17 protein-coding genes are annotated in these 17,168 nt (G+C 65.0%); 15 read left to right on the top strand and 2 right to left on the bottom strand.

Annotated features, from left to right (window positions below):
- Window positions 1-223: 223 nt before the first annotated feature.
- Together PJB24_RS08615 and PJB24_RS08610 are read right to left on the bottom strand one after the other, a co-directional pair.
- Window positions 224-439, bottom strand: coding sequence for a TOBE domain-containing protein (locus PJB24_RS08615; protein ID WP_273844845.1), 216 nt, complete (start codon window positions 437-439; stop codon window positions 224-226).
- The gene (locus tag PJB24_RS08610) at window positions 429-764 is read right to left on the bottom strand and encodes a helix-turn-helix domain-containing protein (protein ID WP_273844843.1); all 336 of its coding nucleotides are present in this window, start codon (window positions 762-764) and stop codon (window positions 429-431) included. Before PJB24_RS08610 ends, PJB24_RS08615 begins: the two co-directional genes overlap by 11 nt.
- 240 nt (window positions 765-1,004) lie before the next feature.
- Between PJB24_RS08610 and PJB24_RS08605 the strand changes: the two genes are divergently transcribed.
- The 15 genes from PJB24_RS08605 to PJB24_RS08535 all read left to right on the top strand — a co-directional run bounded on the left by PJB24_RS08605 (window position 1,005) and on the right by PJB24_RS08535 (window position 17,003).
- A complete protein-coding gene (locus tag PJB24_RS08605) occupies window positions 1,005-1,469 on the top strand; it encodes a (2Fe-2S)-binding protein (RefSeq protein WP_273844842.1) in 465 nt (154 codons plus the stop codon).
- A 26-nt stretch (window positions 1,470-1,495) separates the two neighbouring features.
- Window positions 1,496-3,925, top strand: a complete 2,430-nt coding sequence (locus PJB24_RS08600; protein ID WP_273844840.1) for a xanthine dehydrogenase family protein molybdopterin-binding subunit — start codon at window positions 1,496-1,498, stop codon at window positions 3,923-3,925.
- Window positions 3,925-4,776, top strand: a complete 852-nt coding sequence (locus PJB24_RS08595) for an FAD binding domain-containing protein (protein ID WP_273844838.1) — start codon at window positions 3,925-3,927, stop codon at window positions 4,774-4,776. The genes PJB24_RS08600 and PJB24_RS08595 overlap by 1 nt, the downstream gene beginning before the upstream one ends.
- Complete coding sequence (locus PJB24_RS08590; RefSeq protein WP_273844836.1) at window positions 4,773-5,702, top strand: AAA family ATPase; 930 nt, start codon at window positions 4,773-4,775, stop codon at window positions 5,700-5,702. The genes PJB24_RS08595 and PJB24_RS08590 overlap by 4 nt, the downstream gene beginning before the upstream one ends.
- A 10-nt stretch (window positions 5,703-5,712) precedes the next feature.
- Window positions 5,713-6,837, top strand: coding sequence for a vWA domain-containing protein (locus PJB24_RS08585; RefSeq protein WP_273844834.1), 1,125 nt, complete (start codon window positions 5,713-5,715; stop codon window positions 6,835-6,837).
- Window positions 6,838-7,008: 171 nt separating this feature from the next.
- A complete protein-coding gene (locus tag PJB24_RS08580) occupies window positions 7,009-7,326 on the top strand; it encodes an XdhC family protein (protein WP_273844833.1) in 318 nt (105 codons plus the stop codon).
- Window positions 7,326-8,144 carry an XdhC family protein gene (locus PJB24_RS08575; RefSeq protein ID WP_273844831.1) on the top strand — a complete coding sequence of 273 codons (819 nt, stop codon included), beginning with the start codon at window positions 7,326-7,328 and terminating at the stop codon, window positions 8,142-8,144. The genes PJB24_RS08580 and PJB24_RS08575 overlap by 1 nt, the downstream gene beginning before the upstream one ends.
- The gene (locus tag PJB24_RS08570) at window positions 8,134-8,745 is read left to right on the top strand and encodes a nucleotidyltransferase family protein (RefSeq protein ID WP_273844830.1); all 612 of its coding nucleotides are present in this window, start codon (window positions 8,134-8,136) and stop codon (window positions 8,743-8,745) included. The genes PJB24_RS08575 and PJB24_RS08570 overlap by 11 nt, the downstream gene beginning before the upstream one ends.
- Window positions 8,742-9,599 (top strand): SRPBCC family protein, encoded by an 858-nt coding sequence (locus PJB24_RS08565; protein ID WP_273844828.1) that lies wholly within the window; start codon window positions 8,742-8,744, stop codon window positions 9,597-9,599. Before PJB24_RS08570 ends, PJB24_RS08565 begins: the two co-directional genes overlap by 4 nt.
- A gap of 148 nt (window positions 9,600-9,747) precedes the next feature.
- Window positions 9,748-11,670 carry a PAS domain S-box protein gene (locus PJB24_RS08560; protein ID WP_273844826.1) on the top strand — a complete coding sequence of 641 codons (1,923 nt, stop codon included), beginning with the start codon at window positions 9,748-9,750 and terminating at the stop codon, window positions 11,668-11,670.
- Window positions 11,671-11,717: 47 nt separating this feature from the next.
- Window positions 11,718-12,416, top strand: a complete 699-nt coding sequence (locus tag PJB24_RS08555; RefSeq protein ID WP_273844823.1) for a response regulator transcription factor — start codon at window positions 11,718-11,720, stop codon at window positions 12,414-12,416.
- Window positions 12,417-12,517: 101 nt separating this feature from the next.
- A complete protein-coding gene (locus tag PJB24_RS08550) occupies window positions 12,518-13,003 on the top strand; it encodes a hypothetical protein (RefSeq protein ID WP_273844819.1) in 486 nt (161 codons plus the stop codon).
- A complete protein-coding gene (locus PJB24_RS08545; protein ID WP_273844816.1) occupies window positions 13,000-13,302 on the top strand; it encodes a hypothetical protein in 303 nt (100 codons plus the stop codon). Before PJB24_RS08550 ends, PJB24_RS08545 begins: the two co-directional genes overlap by 4 nt.
- Window positions 13,303-13,519: 217 nt before the next feature.
- Window positions 13,520-14,230 (top strand): response regulator, encoded by a 711-nt coding sequence (locus PJB24_RS08540; RefSeq protein WP_273844814.1) that lies wholly within the window; start codon window positions 13,520-13,522, stop codon window positions 14,228-14,230.
- Between the two features lie 214 nt (window positions 14,231-14,444).
- Window positions 14,445-17,003: a PA14 domain-containing protein gene (locus PJB24_RS08535; protein WP_273844813.1), complete on the top strand. Its 2,559-nt coding sequence runs from the start codon at window positions 14,445-14,447 to the stop codon at window positions 17,001-17,003.
- Window positions 17,004-17,168 lie beyond the last annotated feature (165 nt).

Genomic DNA, 17,168 nt, shown 5'->3' with positions numbered 1-17,168 from the left:
GCACCGCTGAGCAAGGCACCGGCAAACAGCCGTTGTTACGAAGATGCGGTCATCTCTGGTCGTGCGAACCCTTTCTTTGGGCTTGCCCGAAAGCAAATCTCTGATCTGGTGCCATTGAGTTTCCGGTGGTTTGCAGCGTGCGGTTATACATCTACTTCGCTCGTTGGCTTGCCCTTCGAGTGAAAGCAGATCTTGCCCTATATGTCGATTCGTCCTGGAATCTCTATTCGCCGTCTTCTGCGAGGATCATGACGTCGGTGGCCTTTACGAGGGCGGTGACATGCTGGCCCACCCGCAGGCCGAGTTCCTCGGCGCTCTCTGTGGTAATGAGAGCCACCATGTGGTTGTCGCCGACCTGGAGGGAGACCTTCGTCGCCGCGGTACCCTTCACCACCTCTGTTATTGTGCCGGGCAGTCGGTTTCTGGTGCTAGCTCTCATCGCTTATCTCCTTTCCCTGTCGCTTCTCAGCAAGGAGTCCCAGCTGCAGGGCCAGCCTAGCTGAAGGGTCCTTTAAGTCTAACCCCGTCAGTTCGCTGATGCGCGCTAGTCGGTAGGTCATGCTGTTACGGTGCAGGAAGAGTCTCTCAGCCGCCTCGCTCGCGTTAGCGTTAGCCTCGAAGAAGACGCGCAACGTACGCACGAGGTCGCTGTTGTGCTTCCTGTCGTAGGAGACGAGCGGGGAGATCAACCCCCGGAACGGGAGCAGGGCCCTGGAACACGACAACTCCTCCAGGAGAGCCAGGTGATGTTCCCTCTCAAGCATAACCGAGCGGATTTTATACGCTGATGTCTCCGGAGGGGAGTTTTCAGCGTGTGTACGAGAAAAAGCCCTCGTGCTAAACTGAAAATGATCGGTGGAGCGAAAGGAAAGGCGTGCGCGAACGTTTCCTCAGGGTTTCGGTTGGATCGCCTTCAGGTATTCGCTTCGCCGGGTTTTCCAGATGGCTCTGACGGAGCATGGCGGACAGGTGGGAAAGGAGGAAGGCTTGTGCGAAGGATCCAGATGACCGTAGACGGCCGCACACACGTGGCGGAGGTGGAGCCGAGGCTTCTCCTGCTGCACCATCTGAGGGAGAACCTCGGGATAGGTGGTGTCCACTGGGGATGCGACACCACCAGTTGCGGGGCCTGCACGGTGCTCCTCAACGGTGAGTCGGTGAAAAGCTGCACGATACTCGCTGTACAGGCCGATGGCTGCGAGATAACCACCGTGCGCGGTATAGCGAGCGACGGCGGGTGGCATCCGGTCCAGAAGGCCTTCCACGAAAACCATGGCCTGCAGTGCGGTTATTGCACGCCGGGTATGATCATGGCCTCCGTAAGCCTCCTCAAGGAGAATCCCGAGCCTACCGAGCAGGAGATCAGGGAGGCGCTCGAAGGGAATCTGTGCCGGTGCACGGGCTACGAGAACATAGTGAGGGCCGTGCAGCAGGCGTCTCGTGAGATGCGCCAGGTTGCGGCTTCCTGAACCTGGAGAAAGAGGAGGACATAGAGGTGACCCAGGCACCGGAGAAGTACGTCGGCGGTGGTGTGCTGCGGAAGGAGGACCCTGCTCTCGTAACCGGGCGGGGCACCTACGTGGACAACATGCGGCTCCCCGGCATGCTGCACGCGGCTGTGCTGCGCAGCCCCTACGCACACGCCAGGATAAGGTCTATTGACACCTCGGCGGCGAAGGAGCAGCCGGGGGTCGTAGCGGTGTTCACCGGTGACGATCTCGCCGATGAGTGGGCCGCGCCGCTGCCGTGCGGCTGGCAGGTGACCGAGGATCTCAGGATCCCGAATCACTGGCCGCTCGCCAGGGAAGAGGTCAACTACGTCGGAGACGCCGTCGCGGTCGTGGTTGCGGTCGACCGCTACCGGGCACGCGACGCGGTCGACATGATCGAGGTCGACTACGAACCGCTGGACGTGGTCACGGACATGGAGGAGGCCCTCAGGGACGGCTCCCCCGTGGTGCACGAGGATCTCGGTACGAACGAGTGCTACACGTGGCCCCTTGAGGTAGGGGACGTCGAGGGAGCGTTCGAGAAGGCCGATGTGGTCGTCAAGGAGCGGTACATCCAGCAGCGGCTGATCCCCAACGCCATCGAGACCAGAGGGGTGGTGGCGCAGCCCGACCCCGTGACCGGCGGGTTCACGGTCTATTCCTCGACGCAGGTTCCCCACCTGCTCAAGATCACGCTCTCCGCGGTATCCGGTGTGCCCGAGAACAAGCTGCGGGTAGTCGCACCCGACGTCGGCGGAGGTTTCGGCTCCAAGCTGAACATCTACGCCGAGGAGGCGCTCGCGCTCGCGCTCGCTAGGAGGCTCAACACCCCAATAAAGTGGGTAGAGGACCGCTCGGAGAACTATCTTGCGACCATACACGGCCGCGACCAGATACAAGATATAGAGGTCGCGGCCACATCGGACGGAAAGATACTGGGCATGAGGGTCAAGATCCTGGCGGACATGGGGGCCTACCTGCAGCTCGGGACCACCGTGGTGCCGCTGCTCGGCGCCTTCATGTACCCCGGGGTGTACAACTTCGACGCCTACTCGTTCACCTGTACTGCTGTGTTCACCAACAAGACCCCGACGGACGCTTACAGGGGAGCCGGGCGTCCCGAGGCGGCCTACGCCTGCGAGAGGATCATCGACGCGCTCGCCCGCAGGCTCGACATGGATCCGGTCGAGGTGAGGCGCAAGAACTTCTACGAGCCGTTCGATGAGCCGACGACGACCCCTGCGGGTATCCAGTACGACTCGATGAATATGCAGGGGGCGCTGGACAAGCTGCTCGAGATCTCCAACTACGAAGAGCTGAGGGAAGAGCAGCGGCGCCGTCGGGAGCAGAACGACCCGGTACAGCTCGGGCTCGGTTTCTCGACGTACACCGAGATCTGCGGCATAGCACCCTCGCAGGTCGTCGCTTCGCTCGGCGGCGGCGGTGGGGGCTGGGAGGCCGCCTCGGTACGGTTGCTCTCCAGCGGCAAGGTCGAGGTCGTAACCGGGACCTCGCCGCACGGCCAGGGGCACGTGACGAGCTGGTCCCAGATAGCAGCCGACGTGCTCGGCGTCTCCCCGGACGACGTCGAGGTGATCCACGGCGACACCGCCTCGGCACCCTGGGGACGTGACACCTATGGATCGCGCAGCCTCCCCGTAGGAGGGGTGGCGGTGTATCTGGCGGCCCAGAAGGTGGTCGAGAAGGCCAAGAAGATTGCCGCCCACATGCTCGAGGCCGCCGAGGGGGACATAGAGTTCGAGGGAGGCAGGTTCTCCGTCGTAGGATCTCCGGAGAAATCCGTCTCCATGCAGGAGGTGGCCGGGAGGGCTTACCTCGGCGTCGGGCTCCCCGAGGGGATGGAGCCGGGGTTGAGTGAGGAGCAGTTCTTCGATCCGCCGAACTTCACCTTCCCGTTCGGGGCGCACCTGTGCGTCAGTGAGGTGGACACCGAGACCGGGAAGGTCAGGATCCGTGACTACTTCGCGGTCGACGACTGCGGGCCGATCATAAACCCGCAGATCGTCGAGGGTCAGCTGCATGGGGGGATCGCGCAGGGCATCGCGCAGGCCCTCTACGAGGAGGCCGTCTACGACGAGGACGGGAACCTTGTAACGGGATCGATGGTCGATTACCTCGTGCCGGCGGCACCGGAACTCCCGAACTACACCCTCGAGCGTACGGTGACGCCCTCGCCTTCCAACGCGCTCGGTGTCAAGGGCGTAGGCGAGGCCGGGACGATAGGCTCACCGCAGGCGGTGATCAATTCGATCATCGACGCGCTCGCGCCGTTCGGTGTGACCCACATAGACATGCCGGCGTCGCCGTGGAAGGTCTGGCAGGCCATACAGGAGGCTCGCGGGCGCGAGGCGGGCAGCCGGGAGGCGAATCTCTCGGGCAGACCCGCCCAGACCGAGCAAGGAGGTGAGGCGTAGTGATACCGGTTGCCTTCGACTACAAGGTTGCCGAGTCGGTGGAGCATGCGATAGACCTCCTCCGCCAGAACGGGGAGGACGCGAAGCTGCTCGCCGGCGGGCACAGCCTGATCCCGATAATGAAGCTCAGGCTGGCGGCACCCTCGATGCTCGTCGACCTTGGCAGGGTGGACGAGCTCAGGTACATCCGCGACGAGGGAGATCACATCGCCATCGGCGCGATGACCCGCCACTGTGAGCTTGAGAGGGATCAGACCTTAAGGGAGCACTGCGGGCTCCTCTCCTACACCGCCTCGCTGGTCGGTGACCCGCAGGTGCGCCACCGCGGAACCATCGGGGGTTCCATCTCGCACGGGGATGCGGCCTCGGACCTGCCGAGCGCCCTGCTCGCGCTTGAGGCTGAACTGAGGGTGAAGGGGCCGAGCGGGGAGAGGACCGTGAGGGCGCAGGACTTCTTCAAAGACTACCTGCAGACCGATCTGGCCCCGGATGAAGTGCTCACGGAGATCCGGGTTCCCAAGCTCGGCTCCGGAACCGGCTGGGACTACCAGAAGTTCAACCGCCGGGCCCAGGACTGGGCCGTGGTCGGCTCTTGCGTGGTCGTCGAGCGCTCGAACGGTTCCATAGGATCAGCCCGGGTGGCGCTGACCAACATGGGAGCCACACCACTCAGGGCGCGGGCCGTGGAGGAGGCGCTCGCCGGAGCGGACACGAGGTCCCTGGAGGAGGCCTGCCGGGTTGCGGACGAGGGTACGAGTCCCTCCTCCGACGTCGCCGCATCGGCCGAGTTCAGGCGGCATCTGGCGCGCGTGCTCACCCGGCGAGCGGTGGAACAAGCCCTGCAGCGGTGAGCAGCGGTGCGAACGGACGCCGGGGGGCAATGCCTCCCGGCGTCACGAATGCCGTGGAGCTGCAGAAAAAGCTCGGGGAGCACGATTATCTGGCCGACGAGGGGCTCTCCACCGCCATCTACCTCACGCTCAGGCTCGGGCGGCCGCTGTTTCTCGAGGGCGAGGCCGGTGTGGGGAAGACCGAGGTGGCGAAGGTCCTCTCCCGCATCCTCGATACCCCGCTGATAAGGCTCCAGTGCTACGAAGGCATAGACGTCTACCAGGCGGTCTACGAGTGGGACTACGCGAGACAGCTGCTGCACATCCGGGCCACCGAGGCGCTCGGCGGGGACAGAGAGAACCTGGAGCGTGACCTCTACAGCCGGGAGTTCCTCATCAGCCGACCCCTGTTGCAGGCGCTGGAGCACGAGGGGGAGACCCCCCCGGTCCTGCTCATCGACGAGGTGGACCGCTCCGACGACGAGTTCGAGGCGTTCCTGCTAGAGATCCTCTCCGACTTCTCGGTCACGATACCCGAGATAGGTACGATCAGGGCCGAGAGACCGCCCATCGTCGTCCTCACCTCCAACCGCACCCGGGAGGTGCACGACGCCCTGAAGAGGCGCTGCCTGTACTTCTACATCGAGCACCCCGGCTTCGAGCGGGAGGTCGAAATAGTGCGCGTGCGGGTGCCGGAGGCCGAGGAGCGGCTGGCGAGGCAGGTCGCCGCCGCGGTCGGCAGGATGCGTCGGATGGACCTCTACAAACCTCCTGGGGTGGCGGAGACGATAGACTGGACGCGGGCTCTCGTCGCGCTGGGAGCCAGAGAGCTCGATGAGCGGCTGGTCGAGGCCACGCTGGGTTCGGTCCTGAAGTACCACGAGGATCAGCAGCGCACCACCGCGGCGGGCCTCGCCGCGCTGGTAGCGGGGGCAAGGGGTGCCTGAAGGGCCCTCCATGGTGGACGCAGCCGTCGCCTTCGGGCGGGTGCTGCGCGGGGCGGGTCTCAGCGTTGGACCCGACCGGGTGATGGAGTTCGTCCGGGCCCTTGAGGAACTCGACGCCGGGAGGCGGGAGGACGTCTACTGGGCCGGGAAGGTCACGCTCACCTCGCGGCCGGAGGACGGCGAGACCTATGATCGGGCCTTCGAGATATTCTGGGAGAGAGGCGGGGAGTACAGGCAGAGACCGGTGCCGAAGATGCGTTTCAGGATACCTCCCCCGAAGGACTCCGTGCTCCCGGCGAAGAAGACCGTAAGGCCCAACCGCGAGGGAGACCGGGAGGCGGTCACGCTCCGCTACAGCCCCGTCGAGGTCCTGCGACGCAAAGACTTCTCGGAGTACACGCCCGAGGAGTTTCGGGAGCTGGACCGTCTGCTGGAGGAGCTGAGTTTGGGGGGAGCTCTCAGGAAGACACGCCGCCTCGAGCCGGCCAGGAGGGGACACTACGATGCGCGCCGGACGATGCGCGGGGCGATGCGCACCGGGGGGGAGACCGTGCGGCACCGGTTCAGGAGAGCGCGGAGCGAACCGAGGCGGGTCGTGGTGCTGTGCGACGTCTCGGGGTCGATGTCCCCCTACAGCCGGGCTCTCTTGAGGTTCCTGCATGCCGGGGTGATCTCCGGCGCCCCCTTCGAGTCGTTCTCGCTCGGCACCCGGCTCACCCGGCTCACCAGGGAGCTCGCCATCCGCGACCCGGACGCGGCGCTCAGGAGGGCGGCGGATGCGATGGAAGACTTCTCCGGAGGAACGCGGCTCGGGGACGCCCTGAAGGAGTTCGTCGACCGGTGGGGTCAGAGAGGGATGGCCCGGGGTGCGGTAGTCGTCATACTCTCTGACGGGTGGGACCGCGGGGACGTGGACGTCCTCGCCGAGCAGATGGCCCGGATCCACAGGCTCGCCTACCACGTCATCTGGGTCAACCCGCTCAAAGCCCGTCCGGGGTACCAACCGCTCGCCGCCGGGATGGCCGCCGCGCTGCCCTACGTCGATACCTTCCTCTCTGGCAACAACTTCGAGTCGCTGCGCCGCCTCGCGCGAGCCATCTCCGACGCGGCGGAGCGCGATCGCCACGGAGCGTAGCCCGTTTCAGCTCCCTGGTAGGTCTTTGCCCCGGTTGTGCCTGTTGCTCTCGATGCTTGGCCAGGGTGTGAGCAGGCCGCCAGCCTGGTGGAGCGGTGTCGGATCGGAACTGTGCTTACCAGGAGCGGGGGATAGCGGATAGAATAAGACTGGAAAGGCAGAGGAGGCCAGATGCGGAACCCGGTCATAGACAAAGTCGCAGGCTGGAGTGAAGAAGGAAAGAGAGCTGCGCTCGCGACGGTCGTCAAGGTAGAGAGGTCAGGTCCCCTCGGTCCTGGAACCTCGATGGCCGTCAGCGAAGACGGGGAGGTGGTGGGTTCGGTGAGCGGGGGGTGTGTCGAGCCCGCCGTCTTCGAGGAGGCGATGTCCGTGATCCGGAGCGGGAAGCCCAAGCTTCTGACCTACGGCATCTCCGACGACGAAGCCTTCGGGGTCGGGCTCACCTGCGGGGGCACGATCCACATCTTCGTCGAGCGGGTGGACTTCTGATGGGCGAGCTGCTCGCACGCTGGAAGGAGGCGCTCGAAGGTGAAGTCCCCGTCGCCGTCGCGACCGTCATAGAAGGGCCGGATGAGTATCTCGGCGGGAAGATGCTCGTCTTCCAGGAAGAGCACCTGGGGGGTACAGGCAACGATGACCTCGACCGCGCGGTGGTCGAATCGGCACGCGGGATGCTGGCGAGCGGGGTCACGGGTACCCGCCACTTCGGGCCTCGAGGGCAGCGCCGGATGGATGACGTGGGCGTCTTCATCCAGGCGTTCGCTCCTCCTCCGGCGATGTACGTCTTCGGGGCGATAGACTTCGCCTCCGCCGTGGCGCGCATCGGGAAATTTCTCGGCTACAGGGTCACTGTGTGCGACGCGAGGCCGGTCTTCGCCACCCGGGAGCGTTTCCCGACGGCGGACGAGGTGGTTGTGGCCTGGCCGGACGAATTCCTCAAGAGCGCTCCCGTGGACAGGCGCACCGTCATCTGCGTGCTCACGCACGACCCCAAGTTCGACGTGCCGGTGCTCAAGGCCGCACTCCAGACGGAGGCCGGGTACATCGGGGCGATGGGCAGTCGTCGCACCCACGACGAGAGGACGGCGCGGCTCAGGGAGGAGGGGGTCAGCGATGAGGAGCTCTCCCGCATCTCGAGCCCCATCGGGCTGGATATAGGGGCCAGGACTCCGGAGGAGACGGCGGTGGCCATCGCCGCCGAGATCATCGCGCTCGAGACCGGACATCGTGGCGGGAGGCTGGCGGAGCGGAAGGGGCCGATACACCTGCAGCGCTACGAGGAGGCTGCCACAGAGCGTGCCGGGTGAGACGGTGGCCGCCATCGTGCTTGCCGCCGGGGAGGGGAGCCGGTTCGGCGGCGGGAAGCTCTTCGCCGACTTCGGTGGAAAACCGCTCGTGTGCGCCGTCGTCGAGGAGGCGCTGAAGTCGCCGGTGTATGAGGTGATCGTCGTCGTCGGATACGAAGCCGGGAGGATGCGCGGGATCTGCGGGCATTACGGGGTGCGGATCGTGGAGAACCGCGACTGGCGGGAGGGCCAGTCCACCTCGGTGCGAGCGGGGCTGGCGGCGTGCGGCCCGGAGGTAGGTGCCGCCGTCGTGATGCTCGGAGATCAACCCTTCGCCGGGGCCGGGGCCGTGCGTAGGCTCGTAGAGGCTTACGAGCGCGGGGCAAGGGTGGCTGTTGCCACCTATGGCGGGGAGCGGCGCAACCCCGTACTGTTCCGCAGGGACGTGTGGTCTTCACTCGAGATGGAGCTCTCCGGCGACAGGGGGGCGAGGCCTTTTCTGCGGCGGCACCCGGAGATGGTCTTTGATGTAGAGTGCGGGGAGGTGGCCAGCCCGGAGGACGTGGACACCGAAGAAGACCTTGTGAGGCTCTCGAAATCGAAGGAGGAGGAGAGAAGATGAAGATAGAAAACCAGTTCACCGTCGGTGTGCCGGTGGAGCGAGCTTGGAATGTGATGCTCGATCTCGAGCGGATAGCGCCGTGCCTTCCAGGGGCCTCCATACAGGAGCAGCAGGAGGACGGCACCTACAAGGGCACGATGAAGGTCAAGATCGGTCCGATCACGGCCAACTACAGAGGGACCGTCTCCTACAAAGAGAGAGACGACTCCGGCCACCGGGCCGTGCTCGAGGCGACGGGACGGGACGCCCGCGGGCAGGGCACCGCTTCGGCCACGATAACCGCCACCCTCGAAGAGGCCGATGGAGGCACGCGGGTGAACGTGGAGACCGATATGCGCCTCACGGGCCGCGCGGCCCAGTTCGGCCGGGGTGTGGCGCAGGACGTCGCCTCGAAGATCTTCGAGCAGTTCGCCGACTGCCTCGAGCGCGAGATAGCGGGCGGAGAAGAGACCAGCGAATCCGAAGCGGACGGTGGCTCCGGGGCGTCATCGAGTGGCGGCGCGGGGTCAACCCCGGCGAGCGGCGAGGCTGCCGGGGCCCCCGTCGCCGGGTTCTCGACACTCGGGAACGTCGTGAGCGAAGACCCCATGGTGACGGCTGGGAGTTCACTCGGCGCGATCACGGTCGGATCCGTCGTCTCCGAACACTCCGAACAGGCTGCCCGGGAGGAGAAGGCCGGGGAGCAGCAGCGCTCGACCACCCGTGAAACCCCCCGGCGCGAGCCTCCCGAGGAGCCCGAGCCGCTCGACCTCGGTGCGGCGAGCCGGGAGGCCCTCATGAAGCGTCTCGTTCCGGTCGCCGCCGGGATCGGGGCGATCGCGCTGATCGTCCTGATCCTTCGCGCGAGGAGGTAGGCGTCTCCCCGCTGGCGCGGGTTCGTGGCGGAGGTTAGAATGCCGCCAACCGGCGGAGGGTGGCGGGCGCCGGAAGGGAAGAAGGTGGCGTGATCCGAGAATATCCTCGCGGTTCCAGTTTGTCGGTTGTAAAAAGGTGTTCCCGGCGATGAACCTGCGCATCCTGGTTTTTGGTTCACCCGTGGAGAAGACCGGGATCCTCGCGCAGCGGCTTCGCGAGGCTGGCCACCGGGTCTCGATTCGCGGGGGATCCGGTGTGGGGCCCGAATCCGGCGGGTTCGATCTCGTACTTGCCGAGATCGGGCCCGATCTTCATGAACTGGCCGGCCTCAACCTCTCCGGCTGCCCGGTGATAGCCTTCGGGGAGCAGGCCGGGGAGGGACCTGCGGTCGAAGCCATGAGAGCGGGGGCCGAGGACTACGTTTCTCTGCGGAGTCCAGAGCGGATAGTGGATGCCGTCTGGAGGATCCTCAAGGGAGGTGATTCGCGCAGGCGCAGGGAGCAGGAAGAACTCTACCATCGGGTGGTGGAGCAGGCCGCCGAGGCCATATTCCTGGTCGAGCCAGAAAGCTGGAGGATCATCGAGGCGAATCCGGCCTGCGAGCGGATGCTCGGCTACGGGACCGGGAATCTCTCCGGCGTCGGTCTGGAGGAGGTCGTAGAGCTGGAGGACATCGGCCGGATCAGGAAGCTCGCCGGGGAGAGCCTCGAGCAGGAGGGGCACCTCTCCGTCGGCTACACCCACCGCCTCGCGGACGGCTCGAGCAAGAAGGTCGAGGGGAGCCTCAGCGTGATCTCCCACGCCGGGCGTGGGGTTCTCTGCTTCGTGGTCTACGACGTCACCGAGAGGAAATGGGCGGAGGATCAGCTCAGGCGCAGCGTGGACGCCCTGCTGGCGATATACGAGGCGAGTCAGCTCCTGAGCTCCACACTGGAGTTCGAGGAGATAGGCACTAGGTTGCTCAAGATCATGCAGCGCATCTCCACGCTCACCACGGCCGTCATCAGCGTTCCCGCGGAGGACGGGAGGCTCAAGGTCTGGCGGGCGATAGGGTTCGAGAGCCTCTGGAACAAGGCGCGCTACACGCCGGAGGCCCAGCGAGCGCTCTACGAGGTCCTGCGCAGCGGGGAACACCGGGTTATCGAGCTGCATCACTCCCGGAATCCGGAGGAGAAGCTGAGCACGCTCTATCTGCCGCTGAGGATACACGAGCACACCCTCGGGGTGCTGGAGGTCTACGGTCCGGACGACCTGACCGAGGGACAGATGGTAGAGATCCTGATCAGTTTGGCCAGTAAGGCGGCGAGCGCTCTGGAGAACGCCCGGCTCTACGGGGAGCTCGCCGAGAGGGAGAAGCGTCTGCAGGATCTCGTCGGCAAGCTCTTCACGGCGCAGGAGGAGGAGCGGCGCAGGATTGCCTACGAGGTGCATGACGACCTCACCCAGATGGCGGTCGCCGCGTACCAGCACCTGCAGGCATACGCGGCGCTTCCGGAGGAAGCGCGGGGCGGAAGCAGGCTCCTGGAGCAGGGGATCGAGATGGTGCGCAGGACCATCTCTGAGTCCAGGCGGGTCATCGCAGAGCTGCGTCCCACCGAGCTCGACGATTTCGGCCTCGCCGCTTCCATCCGCCTCCGTGCTGAGGCCCTGCGGGAGGAGGGGTGGGATATATCCTATGAAGAGAACCTCGGCGGAGAGCGACTTTCCCCCACGGTCGAGACCGCGCTCTACCGGGTGTTCCAGGAAGCGATCACCAACGTGCGCAAGCACGCCGGAACCAGAAAGGTGAAGATAGAGCTCGCGCGGAAGGGGAACGAGGTAAGCCTCAGGGTTAGGGACTGGGGGTGCGGGTTCGATCCCGGTGATCTGGTAGGGGAAGGACCGGGGGAGAGGGTCGGGGTTTCCGGGATGCGGGAGAGGCTCTCTCTGCTCGGCGGCAGCTTCGACCTTCTCAGCAGGAAGGGTTGGGGAACGGCGATAACCGCCCGGGTGCCCGTTGCGTGGCAGGATGGGTCTCTGGCTGGAGGAAAGGGCTCGCGGCCGGGCGCACGAGGCACTAAGATTCTCTAGCTGCGGCCTCATGGAAGGACTTTCAGAGAGAGCGGGGGGATGACAGATTGGAGAAAAAATCCGATCGGCCGGCCCGGCTGGTTATAGTCGACGATCACGACCTGGTGCGTGCCGGGCTCAGGGCCATGCTCTCGGCAGAGCCCGATTTCGAGGTCGTCGGGGAGGCCTCCGACGGGCAGGAGGCGCTCGCCGTCTGCCGACGCGAGGATCCCGATCTGGTGCTCATGGACGTCAGGATGCCTAGGATGGATGGGCTCAGCGCGACACGGGCCATAAAGCAGCGCTATCCCAGGACGAGCGTGCTGATACTCACCGTACACGAGAACCAGGACTACATGCTGGAAGCAATAAGGGCAGGGGCCTCAGGGTACGTCCTGAAGGATTCGCCCCAAGAGCAGCTCGCCACCGCGATAAGGAAGGTGCTCGACGGCGAGGTCTCTCTCAACCGCAGGCTTACCACCAGCCTGCTGCAGCAGCTCGCGAAGAGCACCGAGATAACTCGGCCGGTGGACCTCAACCCCGAGCGTGAGAGGATCAAGGAACTCCTCACGCCGCGGGAGATGGAGGTGCTCGGACTTCTAATGAAAGGTTACACCAACCCCAAGATAGCCGAGACCCTCTACATAAGCCTCGGGACCGTCAAGAACCACGTCGAGCACATCTTCGCCAAGCTGGAAGTCTCCGACCGCACCCAGGCGGTCGTAAAGGCGTTCGAGCTTGGGATAATCTCCCCTTCGGAACTCTGAAGAAGCCTCATGGGGCGTAAATGTGCCGTTCGGTGGCCCAATATGCGCCGCCCGGCCGGTATCCCATCGCTCCCCCTTCTACCATCATTGCCTGAGAGTGTATGGAGAAGAACGGGCAAGAGAGCCTTCTTGTGAGGATTAGACAGGGGTCTGAGATGAAAAAAAGCCCTGACCGCGATCTTGCGGCCATCGCTGTAGTCTATGGGGATCCCGTTGTGGGGCAGGCCCTTGCGCTGCTTCTCAGGGGGAGCGATTACGGTATCAGACAGGTACCGGTCGGCTCTCTGCAGGACCCGGCGTTTATGGTACACATCCTCGAGGGTGTGGTGGTGGTCGTTCTCGCTCCCGGCATCGATGCCGGCCTGAGAGACACTTTCCTGGAGCGTCTCAGGGAGGAGGAGCGTTACCGAAGGATATCCGTGCTCGAGCTGGGTACCCCCCCGGAGGGTGCGCGACATTCGGCGGATTATTCGGCGAGGTGGCCGAGCGGGACAGAGGACATCAAGCAAAGGATAGAGAGGATGATCCTTGAGGGCAACAGCCGTTGGGACTCGCCCTGCAATCGCAGGACCGGGAGCGGGTCGTGATCAGGGTGATTCTGGAGGTGGTGGACGAGAGGGAGCGGTCCTGGGTGGCCGTGCGAGCCAGGAGCATCGGGGAGGCCCTCAGGGCCGCTGGCGAGCGCTACCCGGACGGGGAGGTGGAGCTCGTCCTCCCGATCGAAGCCGAACGGTTCTTCGCCCCGGACGAACCGGGACTCGTGGAGCCCCGCCTCTCTGAGATGGGCGAGGCCCCGGCCCGCATCCACGATACCCGCCGGAGGAGATCATCGAGGAGCTTCTTCGCGCCGGGCGCCGGGGCGGAGCGGCCCCTTACGCGCCTCTGACCGTCGCCGTAGGGGCGACACCCCGGGGCAGGGGGGTGTGAATCCGGGGTCGGAATTCTCGCGTGATGGATCGCGATTCGTGAGCCGGGCGTTGCTTCGGCGCATGCCCGGTGTCAATATACGACCACGTTGGCCGGGATGACACCGGGGAAGGGGTGGAAGGGGCCGCGGTGCATCTCACTTGCTGGTGTGTCCGGTTACGGGAGGGAGCGACGGAGTGAACCAGGATACGAGCCGGGCCTTCGGTCGGGATCCCACGCGCCTCGTTCTGGTAGATGACCACGAGCTCGCCCGGCAGAGCATCAGGGTCCTGCTGGCCGACCTGCCCGACATCCGTGTCATCGGAGAGGCGTCCAACGGGCGGGAGGCCATCAGGTTGTGCGGCAGACTGCGGCCAGACATGGTGATGATGGACGTGCGCATGCCCGAGATGGACGGACTTGAGGCGACGCGAGAGATCAAACTCAGCTACCCCAGGATAAGCGTCCTTATGCTGACCGTGCACGACAACCCGGACTACCTGCTCGAGGCGCTGAAGGTCGGGGCCGCCGGTTACGTCCTCAAGGACGCCGACCGGCAGGAGATCATCGCAGCCATCAGGCGGGTTCGGGAGGGAGACTCCCCGATCGACTCCCAGCTCGCCACCCGGCTCCTGAAGAGGCTGGCGAGCGAGGTTGCCGCGCAAGAGGGAGCCAGAAAGCGGCCGGATTCTGCGGGCATACAGCAGCTCACACCCCGTGAGCTGGAGGTTCTGGAGCTGCTGAAGCTTGGGCGGACGAACCGGCAGATCGCCGAGGAGCTCTACATAAGCGTCGGGACCGCGAAGAACCACGTGGAGCACATCATCAACAAGATGGGCGTCTCCGACCGGACCCAGGCGGTCGTCCGGGCTCTGGAGGTCGGCCTGATCGACTTTTCCGGGAGCTAGACGGCTCCTCTCTGGTTCCCGGCCGGGCCTCCTTCTATTAATTACCGCTGGTCTCTGTTCTCTGTGGTGGATGGGGCGGAGAAATAGGCCATGTGGTGGATGTGCCGTGCTCCGTGACGTAGCTATCGTTCTTTGCGTGGCCGGGCTGGGGTCCTGCCCGGGCTCTCGCGGAGAGAGCCGTAGACGTAGCAGGTATACACGCAAGGAGAAGGACGTGCGACGAAGATCATCCCTGTTGGCGCTCTTGGCCGTGGTGGTCGTATCGGTGGTTTCGGCGGTAGGCGCCGCGCCGGCCCACGCCACCATCGGGCTCAAGACTACACCGGACCCGGGTGTGTGGATGACCAACGGGGTCGTCTACGCCTCGGCGCTCTCGGAGGACGGCAAGACGCTCTACATCGGTGGAAGGTTCACCCAGCTGCGCCAGAAGCCTCCGGGGCAGGGTGGGCAGACCCTCGCGGTCAACAACCTGGCCGCCATAAACGTGGCGACGGGGACGCCGGTATCCACTTGGAGGCCCAACGTGGCGAGCGACGGGAGCTTCTCACCGGTCGTACGCGCCCTCGCCGTCAGGAACGGGCAGGTCTACATAGGCGGGAGGTTCACCTCGGTGAACGGCCAGCCGAGGCAGAACCTGGCGGCTGTCGACGAGAGCAGCGGGGCCTTGAGTCCGCTCTCCGCCACGGTCGGCACCAGCAACTCTACCGTCTACGCTGTTCTTCCCAGCGACACCGAGCTGTACATCGGCGGCACCTTCAGCTCGGTAAACGGCGTGAGCCGCCAGAACCTGGCGGCCTTCAAGCTCCCCTCGGGTGCGCTCGACACTTCCTGGAAGCCGAAGGCCAAGGGGGGTACGGTGCACGACCTGAAGTTCTCCACCGACGGCAACACGATCTTCGCGGCCGGTGGCTTCACCTCGGTGGTGGGTTCCGATCGCACCACGGCACCCAGGCAGAGCGTGGCGCGTTTCGACACGGCCACCGGCAACGTCGATCCCTGGGCCATACCTGCCGGCACGATCGAGAACCCGATGATCGCCTGGGACATGACCGTCACCAGCAGCCGTCTCTACGTTGGATTCGGGGACAAGCCGAACTACGCCGCCGCCTTCCGGCTGGACAACGGCAATTCGGGAGACGAGGTATGGCGCTACAACACGGTCGGAAACGTGCAGAGCGTCGCCTTCTCTCCCGATGGTTCAAGGCTCATCATCGGGGGACACTTCGGTATCAACCCGCTCGACCAGCAGGTCTGCGGCGGGAGTTATCTCAAGGGGCTGGCCGCGCTCAACCCCGACACCGGCACCATAGACTGCAACTGGCTCCCCACCCTCGACGAGAAGACGCGGCCCAACTACAACGGTGGCTGGACGCTGACCACCACGAGCAACTACCTCTACGTGGGCGGGGGGTTCATCGGGGTCTCCGGGGTGCCGCAGTACAACCTGGCACGTTTCACCTACGACCCGACTTACCACGCGGTCGACTACGCCACCCCCACGATAGATTTGAACGGGTTCGAGCATAGAAACGGCCTCCAGCGTGGTGGTCTCAACGCCACCTACTACGACAACCAGGACTTCACCGGGACGCAGGTGAGCCGGGTGGACCCGACGGTGAACTTCGACTGGGGCAACGGCTCCCCCGATCCAGCCATAGGCCCCGACACCTTCAGCGCTCGCTGGACAGGACAGATAGAGGCGCCGGTGAGCGGGGACTACACCTTCACCACCACCTCTGATGACGGTGTGCGCCTCTACATCGGCGGGCAGAAGATAATCGACGACTGGGGGGATCACGCGCCGACTGACGACTCTGGGACGATCACGCTGCAGGCCGGGCAGCGCTACGACATCCAGATGGACTACTACGAGGACGGCGGTGGTGCGGTGGCCAAGCTGCAGTGGTCCTATCCCGGCCAGTCCCAACAGGTCGTGCCCTCCAACGACCTGCTCTACACCGGTGACAACGGCGGGCTCGATGCCACCTACTACGACAACCAGGACTTCACCGGGACGCAGGTGAGCCGGGTGGACCCGACGGTGAACTTCGACTGGGGCAACGGCTCCCCCGATCCAGCCATAGGCCCCGACACCTTCAGCGCTCGCTGGACAGGACAGATAGAGGCGCCGGTGAGCGGGGACTACACCTTCACCACCACTTCTGACGATGGGGTGAGGTTGTTCGTGAATGGCCAGGAGTTGATCGACGACTGGGGGGATCACGCGCCGACTGACGACTCTGGGACGATCACGCTGCAGGCCGGGCAGCGCTACGACATCCAGATGGACTACTACGAGGACGGCGGTGGTGCGGTGGCCAAGCTGCAGTGGTCCTACCCCGGTCAGCCGGAACAGGTGGTCCCATCCAGCGTCCTCTACAACACCGGTGGTGATACGGGCTACTCAACCAGCTTCAATCCCGGCGGCGGCCCCGTCTCCATCGTCGATCCCGACAACCTGGTGGTCGCCGACGCCGACGACGTCAACATCAAGTCCGCCACGGTCATGCTGACGAGCATGCCAGACGGAGCGTCGGAGAGCCTCTCCGCCAGCACGGCGGGCACGGGGATAACCGCCACCTACGATGCTCAGAACGGTGTCCTTCATCTGAACGGCTCTGCTTCCAAGGCTGACTACGAGAAGGTTCTGAGGACGGTGACCTACAACGACACCGCGGCTAACCCCACGGCCGGGACCCGTACGGTTTACTTCTCGGTCAACGACGGCGTGCTCAGCTCCAACACCGCGGTCTCCACGGTCTACGTGCAGTAGGCGTAGACAGCGGATCTCAGAAGATCCCCCGGGGTTGAATCCTCCGGGGGATCTTTCTCTCTGCGGAGAGCTCACGGCCCTGCGGGCAAAATGTGCCGGTTGGCCGATGCTCGCGGGGTTTTTCGGGGCCATCATCTGCACAGTGATGAACGGCAACGCAGGCGA

Origin of the sequence: Rubrobacter calidifluminis (genome assembly GCF_028617075.1) — a bacterium.
GTDB classification, from domain to species: Bacteria; Actinomycetota; Rubrobacteria; order Rubrobacterales; family Rubrobacteraceae; genus Rubrobacter_E; species Rubrobacter_E calidifluminis.
This window is presented reverse-complemented; position numbering and strand designations above follow the sequence as displayed.

Coding starts and splice junctions, on each gene's coding strand:
- PJB24_RS08580 (WP_273844833.1), top strand. CDS start 7,009: ATGCGGAACCCGGTCATAGACAAAGTCGCAGGCTGGAGTGAAGAAGGA.
- PJB24_RS08550 (WP_273844819.1), top strand. CDS start 12,518: ATGGAGAAGAACGGGCAAGAGAGCCTTCTTGTGAGGATTAGACAGGGG.
- PJB24_RS08615 (WP_273844845.1), bottom strand. CDS start 439: ATGAGAGCTAGCACCAGAAACCGACTGCCCGGCACAATAACAGAGGTG.
- PJB24_RS08565 (WP_273844828.1), top strand. CDS start 8,742: ATGAAGATAGAAAACCAGTTCACCGTCGGTGTGCCGGTGGAGCGAGCT.
- PJB24_RS08560 (WP_273844826.1), top strand. CDS start 9,748: ATGAACCTGCGCATCCTGGTTTTTGGTTCACCCGTGGAGAAGACCGGG.
- PJB24_RS08610 (WP_273844843.1), bottom strand. CDS start 764: ATGCTTGAGAGGGAACATCACCTGGCTCTCCTGGAGGAGTTGTCGTGT.
- PJB24_RS08585 (WP_273844834.1), top strand. CDS start 5,713: ATGGTGGACGCAGCCGTCGCCTTCGGGCGGGTGCTGCGCGGGGCGGGT.
- PJB24_RS08575 (WP_273844831.1), top strand. CDS start 7,326: ATGGGCGAGCTGCTCGCACGCTGGAAGGAGGCGCTCGAAGGTGAAGTC.
- PJB24_RS08605 (WP_273844842.1), top strand. CDS start 1,005: ATGACCGTAGACGGCCGCACACACGTGGCGGAGGTGGAGCCGAGGCTT.